Origin of the sequence: Hamadaea sp. NPDC051192, from assembly GCF_040682475.1 — a bacterium.
In the GTDB taxonomy this organism is placed as follows: Bacteria; Actinomycetota; Actinomycetes; order Mycobacteriales; family Micromonosporaceae; genus Hamadaea; species Hamadaea flava.
In genome coordinates this window covers 43,339-61,335 of sequence record NZ_JBFBAZ010000002.1, presented here as the reverse complement: position 1 = coordinate 61,335, position 17,997 = coordinate 43,339, and the positions used below count along the sequence as shown (strand labels likewise).

General features: G+C 71.8%; 10 protein-coding genes. 7 read left to right on the top strand and 3 right to left on the bottom strand.

Annotated elements, in window-relative coordinates:
* Positions 1–4 precede the first annotated feature (4 nt).
* The 3 genes from AB0M47_RS01555 (at position 5) to AB0M47_RS01545 (ending at position 6,787) form a co-directional block, all read left to right on the top strand.
* Positions 5–2,335 carry a hypothetical protein gene (locus tag AB0M47_RS01555; protein WP_363406567.1) on the top strand — a complete coding sequence of 777 codons (2,331 nt, stop codon included), beginning with the start codon at positions 5–7 and terminating at the stop codon, positions 2,333–2,335.
* A gap of 69 nt (positions 2,336–2,404) precedes the next feature.
* Positions 2,405–4,726, top strand: a complete 2,322-nt coding sequence (locus AB0M47_RS01550; protein WP_363406565.1) for a hypothetical protein — start codon at positions 2,405–2,407, stop codon at positions 4,724–4,726.
* Between the two features lie 114 nt (positions 4,727–4,840).
* Positions 4,841–6,787 (top strand): tachylectin-related carbohydrate-binding protein, encoded by a 1,947-nt coding sequence (locus AB0M47_RS01545; protein ID WP_363406562.1) that lies wholly within the window; start codon positions 4,841–4,843, stop codon positions 6,785–6,787.
* A 39-nt stretch (positions 6,788–6,826) separates the two neighbouring features.
* Here AB0M47_RS01545 and AB0M47_RS01540 read toward each other — a convergent pair whose 3' ends face one another.
* Positions 6,827–9,727 (bottom strand): BTAD domain-containing putative transcriptional regulator, encoded by a 2,901-nt coding sequence (locus AB0M47_RS01540; RefSeq protein WP_363406559.1) that lies wholly within the window; start codon positions 9,725–9,727, stop codon positions 6,827–6,829.
* 41 nt (positions 9,728–9,768) lie between these two features.
* On the opposite strand from AB0M47_RS01540, the gene AB0M47_RS01535 reads away from it, so the two are divergent.
* Positions 9,769–13,158 (top strand): BTAD domain-containing putative transcriptional regulator, encoded by a 3,390-nt coding sequence (locus tag AB0M47_RS01535; RefSeq protein ID WP_363406556.1) that lies wholly within the window; start codon positions 9,769–9,771, stop codon positions 13,156–13,158.
* A 14-nt stretch (positions 13,159–13,172) separates the two neighbouring features.
* Here AB0M47_RS01535 and AB0M47_RS01530 read toward each other — a convergent pair whose 3' ends face one another.
* Complete coding sequence (locus AB0M47_RS01530) at positions 13,173–13,907, bottom strand: D-Ala-D-Ala carboxypeptidase family metallohydrolase (RefSeq protein ID WP_363406553.1); 735 nt, start codon at positions 13,905–13,907, stop codon at positions 13,173–13,175.
* Positions 13,908–14,129: 222 nt separating this feature from the next.
* Between AB0M47_RS01530 and AB0M47_RS01525 the strand changes: the two genes are divergently transcribed.
* Entirely contained in the window at positions 14,130–15,167 is a 1,038-nt protein-coding gene (locus AB0M47_RS01525; protein WP_363406550.1) for a ParB/RepB/Spo0J family partition protein, read from the top strand.
* A gap of 86 nt (positions 15,168–15,253) precedes the next feature.
* On the opposite strand, the gene AB0M47_RS01520 is transcribed toward AB0M47_RS01525, so the two are convergent.
* Entirely contained in the window at positions 15,254–16,153 is a 900-nt protein-coding gene (locus tag AB0M47_RS01520) for a hypothetical protein (RefSeq protein WP_363406547.1), read from the bottom strand.
* Positions 16,154–16,323: 170 nt separating this feature from the next.
* Between AB0M47_RS01520 and AB0M47_RS01515 the strand changes: the two genes are divergently transcribed.
* Together AB0M47_RS01515 and AB0M47_RS01510 are read left to right on the top strand one after the other, a co-directional pair.
* The gene (locus tag AB0M47_RS01515; protein WP_363406544.1) at positions 16,324–16,863 is read left to right on the top strand and encodes a hypothetical protein; all 540 of its coding nucleotides are present in this window, start codon (positions 16,324–16,326) and stop codon (positions 16,861–16,863) included.
* Positions 16,864–16,953: 90 nt separating this feature from the next.
* A complete protein-coding gene (locus AB0M47_RS01510; protein WP_363406541.1) occupies positions 16,954–17,961 on the top strand; it encodes an acetylxylan esterase in 1,008 nt (335 codons plus the stop codon).
* Positions 17,962–17,997 lie beyond the last annotated feature (36 nt).

Below are 17,997 nucleotides of genomic sequence, written 5' to 3'. Positions count from 1 at the left end.
AGACGTGACAACCGACGGACGAAGACGAGAACTCCGCCTTCCGCGGCTGCTGGCGGTGCTGGCACTGCTGCTGACCACGGCGGTGACGGTCCGACCTGGTGCGGCGGCCGCCGACGCGGCCGGGCTCGGCGGCGACTACGTGGCACTGCCCAGAGGTGCCGAGCTGCTCGACACTCGCGACGGGACCGGCGGGCGTACCGGCGTGGTCGGCGCCGCCGGGGTCGTGAGCTTCCCGGTGCTCGGTGTGGGCGGCATCCCCGCCTCCGGAGTCAGCGCCGTGCTGGTCCGGCTGGTCACCACGAGCGGCACCGGTTCCAGCTGGCTTCGGGTCTATCCGGACGGCACAACGCCCAACGGCGTCTCGCACCTGAACATCAGCGGCACCGAGCAGGTCTCGAACACCGCGGTCGTGCGTCCCGGCGCCAACGGCCGGATCGCCGTCCGCAACAACTCCGGCAGCGTGCACATCGTCGTCACCGCGCAGGCGTACTTCCTGTCCGCACCGGGCGGCGGGGGCGGGTTCGTCCCGGTGTCGCAGAACAAGATCGTCGACACCCGGGACGGCCTCGGCACCACCAAGGCCAAGATCGCCGCGAAGGCCACCCGCACGATCACACTCACCGGTGGGGTGATCCCCACCGGCGCGAAGGCCGTGCTGGCCGACGTCATCGCGGTCAACGTGACCGCCGCCGGATGGCTCGGCGCGGTACCGGCCGGCGGGGCCTCGCCCACGCAGTCGATGCTCAACTTCGTCCCGACAGGGCATCACTCGCATGCCCTGTCCCTGCCGCTGTCCGCCTCCGGCCAGGTGACCTTCCTCAACCAAAGCTCAGGCGCGATCGACCTGGTCATCGCGCCGTACGGCTACATCACCGCCAGCACCAGCGAGGGCGCCGGCTACCGCTATGTCCCGACGACCCGGCTGTATGACAGCGGCAGCGCCCTGTCCGCCGGCGCGACGGTGGACGTACAGGTGGTCGGCAAACTGGGCATGCCGACTCGGGGGGTGGCCGCGGCGATCGTCAATGTCACCGTCGCGAGCCCCAGCGCCGCCGGTGCCGTCAAGGTATGGCCCACCGGCACCACGGAACCCAACATCAGCCAAGTGCACAACCGCGCCGACAAGACGGTGGCCTCCCTCGCGATCGTCAAGCCGGGTGCCAACGGCACGATCCGGATCAAGAACAACGCCGGCACCGCCCGGATCGTCGTCGACCTCCAGGGATACTTCGGCGACCCGATTCCGCCGGCTCCGACCGAGTCGTACGCCGCCACCGTCGGCCTGCAAACAGGTCCGGTGACGGGCGCCGCGCTCGGCATGGTGGAGTACGCCTACACCGACAACATCGGCCGGACCCTGATCGGTCACCAGACCGATGTGGACAATTTCGGCTCCGTGCAGTGGACTGTCGTGTCGGGCAGCGAGGCGTTCTCCGGCCAGCCCTCCCTGGCACTGCTCTCCGACGGCAAAGCTCAAGTCGCCGTCCGCTATTCCGACTCCGACGTGTGGGCGCGTACGCAGTCGGCGTTGGGCTCGGCGACCTGGAACGCGTGGGCGGACTTCGGCGGCTCCATGGCCGCCGCGCCCGCACTGACCCGGCTGCCGAACAACGTCATGGCGGTGTTCGCAGTGGACACCGACGGAGCGCTGTGGGTATACCAGCAGACCGGCACCATCCCCGCGTGGAAGTCCCTGGCGAAGCAGAGCCTGGTCGGCACCCCGACGGTCGTCGCCACCCGAACCGGGGTCCGGCTGTTCATCCGGACCACCACCGGCACGGTGAAGACCGCCGAGTACTCCGGCGACGTCCTGTCCGCGTGGGTGGACCTCGGCGGGACCGGCGCGACCAAACCCGCGGCGGTCGTCTACCCCGGTTACCGGATCCGGCTGTTCGCGCAGCAGGACGACGGCACGATCGCGACCAAGTATCAGGACACCGACGGCGTGTTCCCCGAGGCGTGGACGTCGTTGGGCGGCTCCCCGGCAGCCGGTGCGCCGTCGGCTGTCCTCGACCCGGTTCTCGGCCGCACCGCCGTGGTCGCTCGGGACTCGGCCGGGAACGTGCTGGTGTCGTGGGAGACGTTGCAGGGCTCGGGCGAGTTCGCCGTCTGGTCGCCGGCGATCCCGGACCTGTTCGAGCAGACCGCGACGGACCCGACGATCGTGCCGCTGACCAATACCACCGGACAGACCTGGGCGATCCTGTTCCGCACCGTCAACAACGCCACACGCGTCTATCAGCGGGCAGCCGCGTCCGGTCTGTCGTCACTGGCCGCCCGCTCTGCGGGCAGCGCGGGATTCACCGCCCACACCCTTCCCGCACCGCCGGCTTAGCCAGATCCACTCACCCGCTGAGCGCCCCGCCGTGCCCCACGGTGGGGCGCTCCCCAGCAAGGAGCGATAGTGAAGCTTCGTAAGACATTGGCCGCCATCGGGCTGATCCTGGCGGTGGGCGCCGTCGGCCTCACCCCGCCCGCCCCGGCCGGGGCCGACGCCGCCGGCCTGGGCGGCGACTTCGTCCCGTTCAGCGCCCCGACCGTCGTCATGGACACCCGCGACGGCACCGGCGGTTTCACCGGCAAGGTCGGCGCGGACGTCACCAAGGCGTTTCCAGTGCTCGGCGTCGGCTCGATCCCGGCCACCGGAGTGAGCGCGGTGCTGCTGAAGGTCGCCACGGTCGACCCGACCGCCGGCACGTACCTGCGGCTGTGGCCGGACGGCCAGACCGACCCCGGCATCACCATGCTGACCGTGGCCGCCGGGCAGGACATGTCCAACGCGCTCACCGTGGCGCCCGGACCGTCCGGCAAGGTCGTCGTCAGCAACTCCAACGGCAGCACCCACATCGTCATCGTCGCGCAGGGCTACTTCCGCACGGCCGTCGCCGGCACCGGCGGCGGATTCGTCCCGGTCACCCAGACCAAGGTCGTCGACACGCGTACCGGGGTAGGCACGACCAAGGCCAAGATCGCCGCCGGTGCGACCCGCACCATCGCCCTCACCGGCAGCCTGGTCCCGGCCGGCGCCGCCGCGGTCGCCATCGGACTCTGCGTTCCCAGCACCACCGCCGCCGGCTACCTGACGGTGCTCCCGGCCGGAGTGTCGTCCACGCGCTCCACCCTCAACTACGAGAAGGGCACGTCGTCGTCGCTAGCGGCGGTCAAACTCTCCTCCGCCGGCCAGATCACCGTGACCAACCACGGCAGCGTCGCGGTCGACCTGGTGATCACCATGGAGGGCTACTTCACCGCCTCACCGGCGACCGGCGCCGGATTCCGGCTCGCCACCGGGCGCGTCCTCGACACCCGTCAGACCACGGCGATCCCCGGCAACGGCACCGTCGACTTCCAGGTGACCGGGCGGCTCGGCATGCCGACCCGAGGCGTGGCCGCGGTGGTGGTCAACCTGACGGCGGTCGGCCCTACCGGTAACGGCTGGCTGCGGATGTGGCCGCTCGGCAGCTCCGAAGCCCCGGCGACAGGCCAGGCGCACTTCAACGCCGACAGCAACAGCGGCAGCCTGGTGATCGTCAAGCCCGGCACCGACGGCAAGGTACGCCTGCGGAACGGCGGCACGACCGCCATCGACGTCGTCGCCGACGTGCAGGGCTACTTCGCCGACCCGATCCCGGTCGCGCCGGTGGAGGCGTACGCGCCGACGGTCGGCGTCCAGGACGCCCCGGTCGCGGGAGCCTCTCTCGGCACGGTGGACTACGCCTTCACCGACAACATCGGCCGAGTCCTGATCGGACACCAGACCGACGTCGACAACTTCGGCTCCGTCCAGTGGACCGTCATGTCCGGCAACGAGGCGTTCACCGGTCGGCCGGCGCTGACCAAGGCCGCCAGCGGCAAGCTCGAACTGGCCGTGCGCTACTCCGACTCCGACGTCTGGTCGCGGGGCCAGACCGCGGTGGGCGCGGCGACCTGGACCGCCTGGTCCGACCTCGGCGGCTCGATGGCGGGCGCACCGACGCTGGCCGTCACCGACGGACTGACCTCGGCGCTGGCCGTCGACGCCGACGGCCAGCTGTGGATGCGTACGCCGTCGGGTCTGGCGCCCGCCTGGCGCAACCTCGGCGACAAGAACCTGACCGGTACGCCGGTCGTGGCCGCCACCCGCGACGGCATCCGCATCTTCGCCGTCGACACCGACGGAGCGGTGCAGACCGCGACCTACACCTCCGGCGTCCTGTCGGCGTGGACCAGCCTCGGCGACGTCGACGCCACCGGCACTCCCAGCGTCGTGGTGTCCCCGGGCTACCGGATGCGGGTCTTCGTGCGTACCGCCACCGGAGTCGTCGTCACCCTGCAGCAGGACACCACCGGCGCCTTCCCGGCCGAGTGGACCACCCTGGGCGCGTACCAGTCGGCGGGCTCGCCGTCGGCGGTGCTGGACCCGATCCTGGGCCGCACCGCGGTCGTCACCCGCAGCCCGGACGGCCAGATCATGCTGGCGTGGGAGACGGCGCAGGGCTCGGGAGTCTTCGGCGACTGGTCGCCGGCGATCCCCGACCTGTTCGAGACCGCCGCGACCGATCCCACGCTGGTGCCCGTCGCCAACACCACCGGGCAGACCTGGCTGATCCTGTTCCGCAACGCCAACAACGCCAACCGCATCTACGAACGCCAGCCGGTCAGCGGGCTGGCCGGGTTGACCAGCCGGACCGCGGGCGGCGGCGGGTTCACCGCGCACACGCTGCCCACGCCGCCGGTACGGGACTAGGTACGGGAAGCGCGATGAAGGTCACGTTCCACCACCGGTCGCTAGCGTGCCCGCCATGGGCTACGCAATCGGCAAGTGGGACCTCCTGGCTTCGATGATTGTGAATCCAGAGAGATGAAGACGCCTCTCCGGCGACCGGGGCTGACCGTCGCACTCGTCATGGCACTCGCCACGACGGTGCTCACGGCGGTCGGCCCCGCCCCCGCCCAAGCGGCCGACACGATCACCTGCGCACCGCAGGCGACGGTCTTGGCCGCCGACACCGGCGGCAAACTGTGGCGGTATCCGCTCACCAATCCGGGCAACGTCAGCTCGAGCTGGTCCGCCCGCAGCCAGATCGGCAACGGCTGGCAGACCTACGGCCGCGTCCTCGGCGGACCCGGCGGACGGGTCTACGGAATCAAGTCCACCGGGCTGTTCCGCTACCGGTGGACCGGCAGCGCCTGGGAGGTCGTCAACGGCAGTCCAGCGGTGAACATCAGCACCAGCTTCACGCAGTACACCACCGCGAGCTTCCGCGACAAGATCACCGTCGATGAGCGCGGCGACTTCTTCGCCGTCGACGGCAACGGCAAGCTGCGCACCTACCGCTACAACGAGGCCGCCAGCACCTGGACCTTCGCCGGCCGGCTGCTGGACAGCGACTGGGGTAAATACAACCTCATCGTCGCCGCCGGAGCCGGGGTGCTCTACGCCCGCAACGCCACCACGGGCAGCTTCTACCGGTTCCGGTACGAGGCCGACAGCCAACGCTGGATCGAGTACAACGTCCTCGTCGGCACCGGCTGGCAGGTCTTCACCAAGGGCATCTTCTCCGTCGGCGGGGACACCCTGTTCGGCATCAAGGCCGACGGAACGCTGTCGCAGTACCGGTTCCGCGAAGACACCCACGCCTGGGTCATCTCCGGTCATCCGGCCGGCAGCGGCTGGCAGGGGTTCGCCAACGTCCTCGCGGTGACCGACACCTGCCGGCTGGCCGTCTCCCACGTGCCGGACCGGCCCGCCGTGTCCGTGACGCGCAACGCGCCGACCACGATCACGCAGGCCGCCTCGACCTCCATCGAGCTGGCCTACACCGACAACATCGGCCATCTGATGCACGGGCGGATGAGCCCGGACAACTTCAGCTCGCTGCAGCTCACCCCGATCTCCGGCAACGAGGGATTCAGCGGGCGACCGGCCCTGTCCGAGACCACCGCGAACCTCGTCCGCGTCACCGCCCGCAACCTCAACAGCGACATCTGGACGCTGACCCAGTCCGGCGCGGGCAGTCCAGGCTGGAGCGCCTGGACCGACCTCGGCGGCCGGATGGCGACCGCACCAGCGGTGGTGCGCCTGTCCAACCAGCGTGAAGTGCTCTTCGCCGTCGACGCCGCCGGCGCTCTATGGGCTCGCTGGCAGGACCCGGTGCAGGCCGATCTGCTCGCCTGGCGCAGACTCGGCGGCACCGCACTCGCGGGCACCCCGGTGGTCGTCCCGCTGGCCGACGCCGCCGCGATGGTCTTCGTCACCGACACCACCGGCGCACTCCAGGCCGCCCGCTACTCGGCCGGGACGCTGCAACCGTGGACCGACCTCGGCGGTGGCACCACCGAGCCGCCGTCGGTCGTCACACTGCCCGGCTACCACCTGCGGCTGTTCTCCCGCGACGCCACCGGCCAGGTGGTGACGACGGCGGCCGACTCCACCGGCGCCTTCAGCGGCGAATGGACTCCGGTCGGCGGCACGGCGACGACCCCGGCCGGAGCGCCGAGCGCGCTGCTGAGCCCGGTCACCGGACGGATCGGCGTGTTCGTCCGCGGCACCGACGGCTACATCCACTACGCGCCCGAGACGGCACAGGGCTCCGGCGTCTGGGGCGACTGGATTCCCGCGCAGGAGATGTTCGAGACGTACGCCACCGACCCGACCGCGTTCGGATTCCGCAACGCCAACGGCGCCAACGCGGCGTACGTGGTGCGTACCGCCGCGCAGACGGTGCGGCTCTACACGGTCCAGGAACCGCTGAACCTCACCGCGTTCGGCAAGCAGTACCCGTCCGCGAGCGCCGAACAGCCGTAGCTGCTGCGACAACGCGTTCTTCGGCCTCCGACATCCAGGTCAGGGGCCGAAGAACGCGGCGTACATGGGGGAGCCGAAACCGGTCAGGCGCTTCAGTTCCGCGTACGCCTCAGCCGCCAGCTGCTGCGCCCGCGGATCGTCACCGGAAGCGACCGCCATCGCATGCGTGGCGACCGCCCGCAGATACCGGTCGCCGATCCGCCCGGCCAGGTCGCGGGCGGCGGTGGCATCGTCGAACGCGTCGGCCCGACCGACACTCAGCCGGACCGCGCAGCGGGCCAGCGTCGCCTCACACTGCGTCGGCAGATCCCCGGTCGTCGCGGTCAGCTCGATCGTCTCGGCCAGCGTCCGCTGGGCCGCGACCGCGTCGCCGAGCCGGAACTCCAGCTGACCCAGCATCGCCAGTGCGGCGCCCTCCACCCCGGTCGCGTTGATTCGCCGGGCGATCTCCAGCGCCTCCCGGACCCCGGCCAGCGCCTGCCGCTGGCGGCCCGCGTCGAACCGCGCGTCGGCCATGTTGCTCAGGCTGGCCGCCACATGCAGCGGTGTGCCGTGCGTACGCCGCAGCCGCAGCGCCTGGTCATGGCACCGCACCGCCTGCCGCGGATCACCCCGCAGATAGAACAGGTTCCCCAACGCGTCCAGGCAGCCCGACCGCCGAAGCTGATCGCCGAGCCGCCCGGCCAGCTGCGCACCCGACCGCAGGTCGGCCTCGGCGCCAACGGCGTCCCCACCCGCCTGCCGCAGCTTGGCCCGGTAGTACAGGGTCACCGCGTGCTCGGTGGTCAGGTCCAGCGCCGCCGTCATGGCCAGGCTGCGTTCGATGAGCCGGTGCGCCTCGGCCGGCGCGCCGCCGCGCCAGAACAACGCATAGCTCAGCCACGCCAGGCGTACCGCCGGGCGGGTGGCCACGCCGCCGATCTCGCTGGCCCGGGTCACCGCAGCCGCGATGTTCGGCTGCTCGGCGTCCAGCCAGGCGGGCACCTCGGCGGCGTTGCCCGGCAACGGCGACCACGGCGGCGACCAGGGCCCGTCCGGCGCCGGCCGGGCCGGTTCCGGCAGCGAGTCCGCCGGTGTCCAACCACCGTTGAGCAGCGCCGTCGCGTGCTCCACCGCGAACGCGTACGACTCGATCAGCCGCACCAGCGCCGCCGCCCGCTCCGGCGCGCTCTCCCGTGCCCGCGCGTCCTCCCCAGCGAGGATCCGCAACAAGTCGTGCAGCTCGTAGCGGCCCGGCAGCCGCGGCTCCAGCAGCCGCTGATCGGCCAGCGTCTCCAGCACCTCATGCGCCTGCCGGGGCGCGACGCCGAGCAGCGCCGCGGTCGCCCCGACCGTCACCACCGCCAGCGGCACCTCGCCGACCAGGCGGAACGCGCGTGCGCACAACTGCTCATGCGGACCGCCCTCCGACAGCGGCTCATACCCCAGCCGCAAGGTCCGCCGGACGCCGACGTCGTCATAGGACAACTCGTCCAGCCGCCGGGCCGGGTCGTCGAGCCGCTCCACGAACGCCTGCAACGGCCACCCCGGCCGGCTCGCCAGCCGGGCCGCCGCGATCCGCAAGGCCAGCGGCAGATTTCCGCACAGCTCGGCCACCCGCCGAGCCCCGCCGGGATCGGCAGCGATCCGCTGCCCAGCCCCGGCCTGCCCCAGCAACTCGACCGCGTCGCGCTCGGCAAGTACCTCCACCGCCAGATGCCGGCCACGGGGGAGCGTGGCCAGGTGACGCCGGCTCGTGATCACCGCCGCCGCCGGACCAGCCGGCAACAGATCCGCCACCTGCGCGGCGCTGTCGGCGTTGTCCAGCACCAGCAGCAGCCGGCGGTGCGCGGTGTGCCGGCGGAACGCGGCGGCCGCCTCGGCCTCCTCGCTGGGCACAGCAGCAGCTGGTACGCCGAGCGCCCGCAGCAGCCGGGCGATCGCGTCGACCGGGCGTACGGGGATCGCACCCGTCTTGGCCCCCCGCAGGTCGAGGTAGAGCACGCCGTCGGGGAAGCGAGCCGCCAGCTGATGGGCGACGTGCACCGCCAGCGCCGACTTGCCCACCCCGCCCGGCCCGTGCAGCGCGACGACCGATCCGGCGTCGCCGTGCAGATCCCGCAGAATCGCCGCCGTCTCCGCCGCCCGCCCCACGAACGGCTCCACGGCCGGGGGCAGGTCGTGCACGGCCGGTCGGCTGGACACCGTCGTGACCGGATCACGATGGTGCAGGATGTCGTCGTGCAGCCGCTGCAACCGCGGCCCCGGATCCAGCCCGGTCTGCTCGACCAGAACCCGCCGCGCCGTCCGGTAGGCGTCCAGCGCACCGGGCACGTCGCCCAGCCGATACAGCCCGAACATCAGCTGCTCCCAGGCCCGCTGCCGCAGCGGGTCGTCGTCGAGCAGCGCACGCGACAGGCGTACCGCCTCGGCGATGGCACCGTCGCGCAGCGTCGCCTCGGCCAGATCCTCCGCCACGAGCATCCGCCGTTCCCGCAGCAAGCCGATCCGGCGCGTCAGCAGCGGTGACGGCGGCACGTCGGCCAGCGGCTCGCCGCGCCACAAGCCCGCGGCCTCGCTCAGCTCCGCCCGAGCCCGGGTCGTGTCGCCAGCCGACAGGGACGCCCGGCCGCGTTCGGCGGCGGCGTCGAACCGCTCCACATCCCGTTCGTCCGGCCGCACCCGCACCAGATATCCGCCGTTGCGGGCGGCGATGCGCGGCGGCGTACCCGGTTCCTCCAGTAGCCGCCGCAGTCGCAGCACATAGGTACGCACATTGGCGGCGGCTGACGCGGGCGGATCCGCGTCCCACAACGCCGTGATCAGGTCAGCGGCGGCCAACGCCTCGTTGGGCCACAGCAACAGCGCGGACAGGACCGTGCGCTGCTTGGCGGACGGCAGCGGCACCGGTTGTCCGGCGATGTTCTCCACCGTCAACGGACCGAGCAGGTTGAACCGCATCGAACCCAAAGCCTTTCGCCTGTGCCTTGTAGCATCAGCGGGTGCCGAGAGCGACCTGGGGAAGCTCGCCGGAGCCGTTGGCCGTGCTACTGCGGCGGTTACGCGAACAGCTCAACCTCACCCAGCAGCAGCTGGCCACAGCCGCTGTGGTCAGTGTGGCCGCGATCCGGGATCTGGAACAGGGCCGTACGCATACTCCGCGTACAAAGACGGTCCAAGTGCTGGCAGAGTACTTCCGCCAGGCCGGGGTCGACGGCGACGCCTTGCTGGACCGGGCCGCGCCGGCCATCCCCGCTGCACGCCGATCGACCGCCGAACCGGTGGACTCCGGACCGCTGACGGTCGCGGTGCTCGGCCCGCTGCGGATCGCCCGGGGTTCCGGCGAGGTGAAGCTCGGCTCGGACAAGCTGCGCTGCCTGCTGGCCCGGCTGGCGCTGGCCGCCGGGACGACGGTCGGCCGGGAAGAACTGATGGACCTGCTGTGGGGCCCGACCCGCCCGCCGTCGGCCACCAACCTACTGCACGGCTACCTCGGCCGGCTGCGGCGACTGTGGACCGGCGACGACGGGGCACCGGTCCTCGCCGCCGCCGGCCGCGGATACCGGCTCGATCTGACCGCCGACACCCTGGACCTGCTGCGGTTTCGCCAGCTCGCCGAGGCCGGTGCGGCGACCGCCGCCGCCGATCCCGCCCAGGCGCTCGGGCAGCTGCTCGCCGCCGCCCGGCTGTGGCGCGGCGAGACCGATGTCGAGCAGCTGCGCGACAGTCCGCTGATCGCCGCCCTGACCGAGCAGTACGCCACCGTGTTGTGTCAGGCCGCCGCGCTCGGCCGGCGCCTCGGCGAGACCGACCAGGTGTTGCCGCTGCTGCGCGACCTCGCCGATCGGCTGGAACTGCACGAACCGCTGTACGCCGAACTCGTCGCGACGGCGGCGGCCGCCGGACGGCAGGCCGAGGCGCTGGCGGCGTACGACCGCATCCGGCGGGCACTGTCCACACAGCTCGGCGTCGACCCCGGCGTCCACCTGCGACAGGCGCACGAGGACGCGCTTCGGCCCCGGGCCGCGACGGTCGCCGACGCGGACCAGCCCAGCCCGCCGATCCGGCAAGTCCCCGCCGGGCCGACCGACCTGGTGGGCCGCCACGCCGAGCTGGACCGCATCGACACGGTGCTCGCGCCGACCGGCGACCCGACGGTGCGGCTGGTCCTGATCAGCGGCCCGGCCGGGGTCGGCAAGACCGCCCTGGCGCTGACGGCGGCGCAGCGGCTCAGCTCGCGCTATCCCGACGGGCAGCTCTATGCCGACCTGCGCAGCGGCAGCAGCGAGCCGGTCGCGCCGATGGACGTGCTCGGCCGGTTCCTGCGCGCGCTCGGCGTACCGGCCCGGCGGGTGGGCGCGGACGAGGCTGAGGCGTCGGCCCTGCTGCGCAGTGTGCTCGCCGATCGCCGGATGCTGCTGGTCCTGGACAACGTCCGCGACGCGGCCGCGGTACGCACCCTGGCACCCGGCCCGGGCGGCTGCGATGTGCTCGTCACGAGCCGCCAACGGCTGCCCGACCTGCCCGCGACCACGGTCGTCGACCTGTCGACGCTGTCGGTCGCCGACTCCATCCAGCTCATGAACGCGACCGTGGGTGCGGGCCGGATGTCGGCCGACCCGGCCTCGGCCGACGAACTGGCCGTCGCCTGTGGACAGTGGCCGTTGGCGTTGCGCATCGCCGCCGGCCGGCTGGCCAGCCGGCCCGCCTGGACCGCTGCGGAGCTGGCCCGGCGGCTGCGCGACGCGAACCAGCGGCTGACCCAGCTGAGCGCCGGAGACTCCAGCGTGCTGGCCAGCTTCCAGCTCAGCTACCAGGATCTGAGCGAACCGGCCCGGCAGGCGTTCCGGCTGTGCGCGCTGCACCCCGGTGACGACTTCGGCACCGCCGCGGCCGCCGAACTGCTCGGCGTGGACCCCGACACCGCCGACGACGTGCTCGGCGAACTCCTCGACGCGAACATGCTCCTGCAGTACACCGCCGAACGCTTCCGCTTCCACGACCTGCTCGGCCTCTACGCCGCCCGGCTGCTCGGCGACGAGGACCCGCAGATCGTCGACGCCGCCCGCGACCGCCTGCACCGGTGGTCGCTGCGGATGGCCACCGCCGCCGTCGACCTCATCTACCCCTCCGCGATCCGGCTCGTCACCGACCGCGACGAAGGCTCCTTCCCCGATCAGGACGCCGCCGTACGCTGGATCGACGCCGACGCCGGGTCGCTGGTCGCGCTCGTCGAGCGTACGGCGGGGACCGAATGGCATCGGCTCAGCTGGCTGCTCGCCGAACAACTGCGCGGCTACTTCCTGGTACGCCGGCACGTCGACCGGTGGCTGCGTACCGCCGAAGCCGGGCTGCGGGCCGCCACGGCCGCCGGTGATCCGACCGGGCAGGCCGTCATGCTGCTGAGCCGAGGCCAGGCGCGCTGGGTGTTGGGCTGGCACGCCCAAGCGCTGGAGGACTTCCGCCGGGGAGAGCAGTTCGCGCATTCCGCCGACTGGCCGCCCGCCTCGCCCTACCTGTGGCACAACATCGGCGTGATCCACGCCGAACAGAGCCGGTTCGACGAGGCGGAGACCGCCTATCGGGAGGCGCTGCGCCGCTGCGGGGAGGATCCGCAGCTGGCCCCGGTGCGGGCGCTGGCCCTCAACGGGCTCGGCGCCATGTACGCCGACCAGGGCCGGCTCGCCGAAGCCGCCGACTGCCTGGAGGGCGCGGTGCGGATCAACGAGGCCGCCGGGCGTACGGAGTCGGTCCTGTCCACCCGGGGAAACCTGGGGATGGTGCTGCGCCAGCTGGGCCGCGAGCAGGAGGCCGAGGAACACCTGCTGGCCGCGCTCGACGGCTACCGGAAACGCGCCAACCCGCACGGCGAACTGTCCAGCCTGGACGAAATCAGTCAGCTGCACGCCCAGCGCGGCGAGGCCGAGGCCGCCGTGGCCACCGCCCAGCGCGGCTACGAACTGGCCGTGCTCGTGCGTGACCAGCGCGCCCAAGTGGCCCTGCTGTGCACCCTCGGCGAGGCCCACGGCGTCGGCGGCGCGACGACCGAGGCGCTGCGCTGCCTCGACGAGGTCCTCACGCTGGCCACCGAACACGGCTACCCCTATTTCGCCGCACGAGCACAGGTCGCCCTGGCCGGCGTACACCTTGGTGCTGGAGCGCGGGACGCGGCCGCGAGGTGCGCGCGAAGCGGCCGGGACCTCGCGGCCGCGCACGATTTCCGGGTGGTGGAGGCGACCGCGCTTGCCGCGCTGGCCCGTTGCCTGGCCGGCGGTCCCACCGGCGAGGCCGCAGCCGTGGCGGCCGTCGAGGCGTTCCGGGCCACCGGAGCCGACGAGCTGGCCGACCGGCTCCGTGACCAGCTGGCGGTGGGCGACACCGACTCGCGGTGACGCCCACCGGCTGATCAGATCCCGCAGGACGACGCGGACCAGAGCTTGACCGGGTCGTTCGCGACGTGTGCGTGGTCGCTGTGGTCGGGATATCCCGGTCCGAGGATCTCCCGGAAGCCGTGGTACCGAGCCTCCTGCGCGAGCTTGCAGAACGACGGCGTCCCCGTCAGGTCGGCCGCGTCGCCGAACAGGTGACGGCTGTTCGACGCCCCGCCGACCGCGTTGTTGCACGAGTAGCTGCGGAACCCGCTGCTGATGGTGATCGGCACACTGCCGAGCGCCTTGCGCAGCGCCTGCAACTTCCACATCGTGACCAGCGCGTTGAACTTGGCCTGCGTGGCCGAGACCGCCCCGCCGGCCCACGTCGAGTTGCACTTGTTCAACTCGGCGTAGCTGAAGTTGATCGGGGTGCAGTCGTTGTCCTGCAACGCGTAGATCTTGGCGTAGGTGTTGTCCCCGGCGACGCCGTCGGCGGCCAGACCGTACGCCTTCTGGAACCGGATGACCGCGGCCTCGGTGGCCGGGCCGAACTCCCCGTCGAGCGCGAGCGTCGCGTTGTAGCCGGGGTAGCCGGAGACGCGGATCTGCAACTGCCGAACGTCCTCGCCGCTGGTGCCTTCCTTCAGCACCCGCGACCAGGTGTAGCAGCCGTCGGCGTGCGCGGGGGCCCCGGCGGCGAAGACCGCGGTGATCGAGGCCGTGAGCGTCATGAAGGTTGCGAGGGCGAGACTGATGATCCTTCTGCGCATAGATACTCCACGGTGGTGAGTAGCTGCTGTGCCCGACCAGCGCACCTTGCGGGAGACCGCGCGAAAGCGTCAAGGACGTTCAGGCTCTTCGATGAACACCGCGCGTGTACGCCGCGTGTACGGGCGTTGTACCTGACCAGCCCGAAGATTCGTTAGCGTTCACGCGCACCGGGCAGCACCGCCGGGTGCCCGTGAAGCGGCGTCCGACAGGAGCACGAATCCATGGGGCGTATCGAGGACATGCTCGCGCGGATCGGCGACCAGATCGACTGGGTCGACGCCGAACTGCTCAGGGACGGACTGTCCCCCCGGCTGGACGGGCTCACCGCCGCCCACGTACGCCATCTCGCCGAGCTGGAGCAGGACCTGCCGCCGCTGGTGGTGCAGCGCGCCACGATGCGCGTCGTGGACGGCGCCCACCGGCTCGCCGCCGCCCGCAGCCGTGGCCTGACCCGGCTGCCGATCGTCTACTTCGACGGCGCCGACGACGAGGCGTTCGTCATCGCCGTACGCCTCAACGTCGTGCACGGCAAGGCGCTGCGGCCGAGAGACCGATCCGCCGCCGTACGCCGCATCCTCGACACCCACCCCGAATGGTCGGACCGGTGGATCGCCTCCGTCTGCGGCGTAGCACCCCGCACCGTGGCGGCGCTGCGCCGGACCTCGTCCGACGACGGTCACCGCCTGGCCACCCGGGTCGGCCGCGACGGCCGGCGTCATCCGCTGTCGGCCCAGGAGGGTCGCCAGTCGGCCGCGGAGATCATGCGCGAGGAACCCGGGATCAGCCTGCGGCAGGTCGCGCGGCGGGCCGGCGTCTCCATCGGAACCGCCCTCGACGTACGCCGGCGCCTGCTGGCCCAGGACCCTGCCCTCACCCGAGACCCCGCCCTCACCCGAGACTCTGCGGAACCCGGCGGCCGGCCCGGTGGGGCCACCCTGCGGGCGGTCCAGCGCTGGGGCAGCCCCGACGACGGCCAGCGCAGCGGACCGACCGTACGCGACCAGCTGGAATGGCTGTCGCGCGAACCGTCGCTGCGCTACACCGACCGTGGTCGTGCGCTGCTTCGCCTCGTGACGATGACGCTGGCCTTCCTCGACCCGGGCAGCCCGCTGGCGGGCGCCGTCGCCGGCCACTGCCGCCCGTCGCTGCAATCCGTCGCCCGATCCTGCGCCCGCAGCTGGCTGGATTTGGCCGACCAGCTCGACGCCGCCGAGGAACTCGACGCCGCTGCGGCCGCGGCTCCCGCGCAAGCGGCCTGAGCGGCCGGGCAGCCGACCGCCGGACAGTCCGCCGGTCGCATGCGCGAACTGTCGCAGGCGGCCTGAGCGGCCGGGCAGCTCTGCGATCACGCGGCCGAGCTGTCGTAGACGGCCTGGTACGTCCGGTCCACCGGGGCGTTCTGCAAGGTGAACGGGGTCCAGCTCGAACCGCGATCGTGAATCCGGACGCAGTAGAGCCCGGTCCGCTTGTGAATGAAGTCGCTGTGCTCCAAGCCCGGCTCACCGCCCGTGCACTCCGCCGCGTTGTACTGCAGCCGGTGGTCGGCGTCCACGTTGACCCCGGAGCTCTCCAGCGTGATGTCGTCCTCGAACGAGGACGTCACAGTCCAGTCGGTGCCCATCGCCGACACCGGCAGCACCGGCCGCCCGCCGCTGCCGGTGCCCAGGACCTCCAGCTCGCCGAAGAAGCCACTACCCGGGTACATCTGGCGGCACTGCAGATAGAGCAGGGCGCAGAACCCGGCGTCACGGGCGCCGTCATGCGGAGACGCCAGCGTGACGACATCCTCCACGTACAGGTAGGGCGGCCAGCCCGGGGTTCCGCGCTGGACGTTCAGCAACGCCGAGCGGATCACCAGGCCGCCCATCGAATGGGCCACCACATCCACCTTGCGGCCCTTGCTGGAGTAGTTGTCGTAGATGACGTCGGCGAGCTGATGCGCCACCGTGTGGATCGACGTGTTGCGGTTCCCGTCGTTCGGGAACGAGCACCGGGTGTCGCCGCCGTAGTACCCGAAGGTCATCAGCTCACCGGTCCAGCCGTTCGCGCGCAGGTGCGCGCCGACCGAGGACCACTGGCTGGTGCAGTCGTAGCCGCCGGAAGCGGCGAAGCCGTGCACGAAGATGATCGGGTTGTCCTTGGTGTCGCCGCGGGGCGGTCCGGCTTGTGCGGGCTCAGCGGCCAGGACCAGGCCGACAGTGGCGCTGAGCGTCAGGGACGCCAAGAGGGCGGCGATGCGTCGCATCCGCGTACCTTTCCGAAAGAAGACTGTCGATCCGGATCGCTCGACGATGCGACTGCCGGCGACTGCCGTCAAGGCGCGTGTTCAACCCACGCCGGGTCGAGGGCGCGTCCCTCGGGCGCTGGGTCGTCATCAGGTGAACGTTGTCCTACGCCGCCGCTAGCATTCCTCGCGTGCTGCTGGATCAGATTCGCAATGACTCCGACCTCGCGTACGCGTTGAGCTACGCGGCCGACTTCGACGTGTCGCGGACCTACGAGTTCGTGGAAGCCGTGCACCTGTCCTCCGGCGCCGCCCTGGAACGCGTCGCCGGCGACGCCGCAGGTGGTGCGTTCTTCCTGGTCGGCGAGGGTGGCGAAGACCGCCCCGTGCTGTACGCCGACTCCGAGGGCTCGGCCGGGCTCGTCGGCTGGAACCTGCGCTCGGTCGTCGAGGCGGTCGTTCTGCTGCCCTACTGGCACGACCTGCTCGGCAGTGGTGCGGCCAGCCTGGCAGAGCTGCGCCAGACGGCCGCCTCGTTGGTGGGGGAGTACGCCGAGATCACCGAGGACGATCCGGATCAGCAGGTCCAGCAGCGGATCGCGATCGAGAAGCTGGGCCTGCCCTGGAGCGAGGATCCGCTGGCCGCCCTGTCCGCGGCGATGGCCGCGACCAGCCCCGACTTCGTCCTGTTCAACAGCGAGGAGGGGAATCCCTACGAGCTGCTCTCCTGATCGTCCCGCCGCTTCCCGCCGGTTTTCATGATCAGGGTCACTTTCACGTTGCCATAGCGACAGGAAAGTGACCCTGATCAGGCAGCCTCGATGATCAACGGAGCGTCCACTTCCCGAGAGGCGTCCACCATGTCCACGGCAGCCCCCGGCCTGCACCACGACCTGCCCTTCGACCCGACCTACGGGCACACCCTCGACACCCTGCTCGCCATCGGCCCACCCCCCGACGAGCCCGCCGACTTCGACGACTTCTGGGCCGCCCGCTACCGGCGGGCCCTCGCCGTCGACGTCGCGCCGGAACTCGGGCCCGCGAGCCGCGTCGGCGGGCACCTGATCCAGCCGATCCACTACACCTCGACCGATGGCGTACGCGTCGGCGGCTGGCTGACCACGCCGGCCGACGACCCGATCGTCCGGGGAGCCGTCTACCTGCATGGATACGGTGGACGCACCGAACCCCAACCGGACCTGCTACCGCCAGGCACCGCGGCGATCTGGCCCTGCGCAAGAGGACTGGGCACCGAAAGCCGGCTGCCCGGCGTCGCCGACAACGGGGCCGGGCATGTGCTGCACGGCATCGGCACCGCCGAGACCTACATCCACGGCGGCTGCGTGGCCGACGTCTGGTGCGCCGCCACGGCGCTGACGCGGGTGCATCCGGCGGCGGCGCAGCGGCTGGCCTACCTCGGCGACAGCTTCGGCGGCGGCATCGGAGCCATGGCCGTCGCCTTCGACGACCGCTTCGACGCCGTGGTGCTCGGCGTGCCCAGCTTCGGCCACCACCCGCTGCGGCTGACCCTGCCCTGCACCGGCAGCGGAGACGCCGTACGCCGGCATCACGACCAGCATCCCGAGGTCATCGAGGTTCTGCGTTATTTCGACGCCGCCACTGCCGCCAAACGCGTACGCCATCGGTCGCACGTGGCGGCCGCGCTGTTCGATCCGCACGTCCCACCGCCGGGACAGTTCGCCGTCTACAACGCGCTAGCCGGTCCGAAGACCCTGCACGTGCTCACCGCCGGGCATTTCGACCACCCCGGCGTCGTGACGGAGCGGTCCGCCCTCGACGCCGCCCGCAAGGACTTCCTCCAATCGTGAACCGCGCCCCACTCACCCGTGGGCAAGCCCTGGACT

What these genes read in the sequence shown, in the direction of transcription:
- AB0M47_RS01545 (WP_363406562.1), top strand. Translation starts at nt 4,841, where the DNA reads ATGAAGACGCCTCTCCGGCGACCGGGGCTGACCGTCGCACTCGTCATG.
- AB0M47_RS01540 (WP_363406559.1), bottom strand. Translation starts at nt 9,727, where the DNA reads ATGCGGTTCAACCTGCTCGGTCCGTTGACGGTGGAGAACATCGCCGGA.
- AB0M47_RS01530 (WP_363406553.1), bottom strand. Translation starts at nt 13,907, where the DNA reads ATGCGCAGAAGGATCATCAGTCTCGCCCTCGCAACCTTCATGACGCTC.
- AB0M47_RS01525 (WP_363406550.1), top strand. Translation starts at nt 14,130, where the DNA reads ATGGGGCGTATCGAGGACATGCTCGCGCGGATCGGCGACCAGATCGAC.
- AB0M47_RS01520 (WP_363406547.1), bottom strand. Translation starts at nt 16,153, where the DNA reads ATGCGACGCATCGCCGCCCTCTTGGCGTCCCTGACGCTCAGCGCCACT.
- AB0M47_RS01510 (WP_363406541.1), top strand. Translation starts at nt 16,954, where the DNA reads ATGATCAACGGAGCGTCCACTTCCCGAGAGGCGTCCACCATGTCCACG.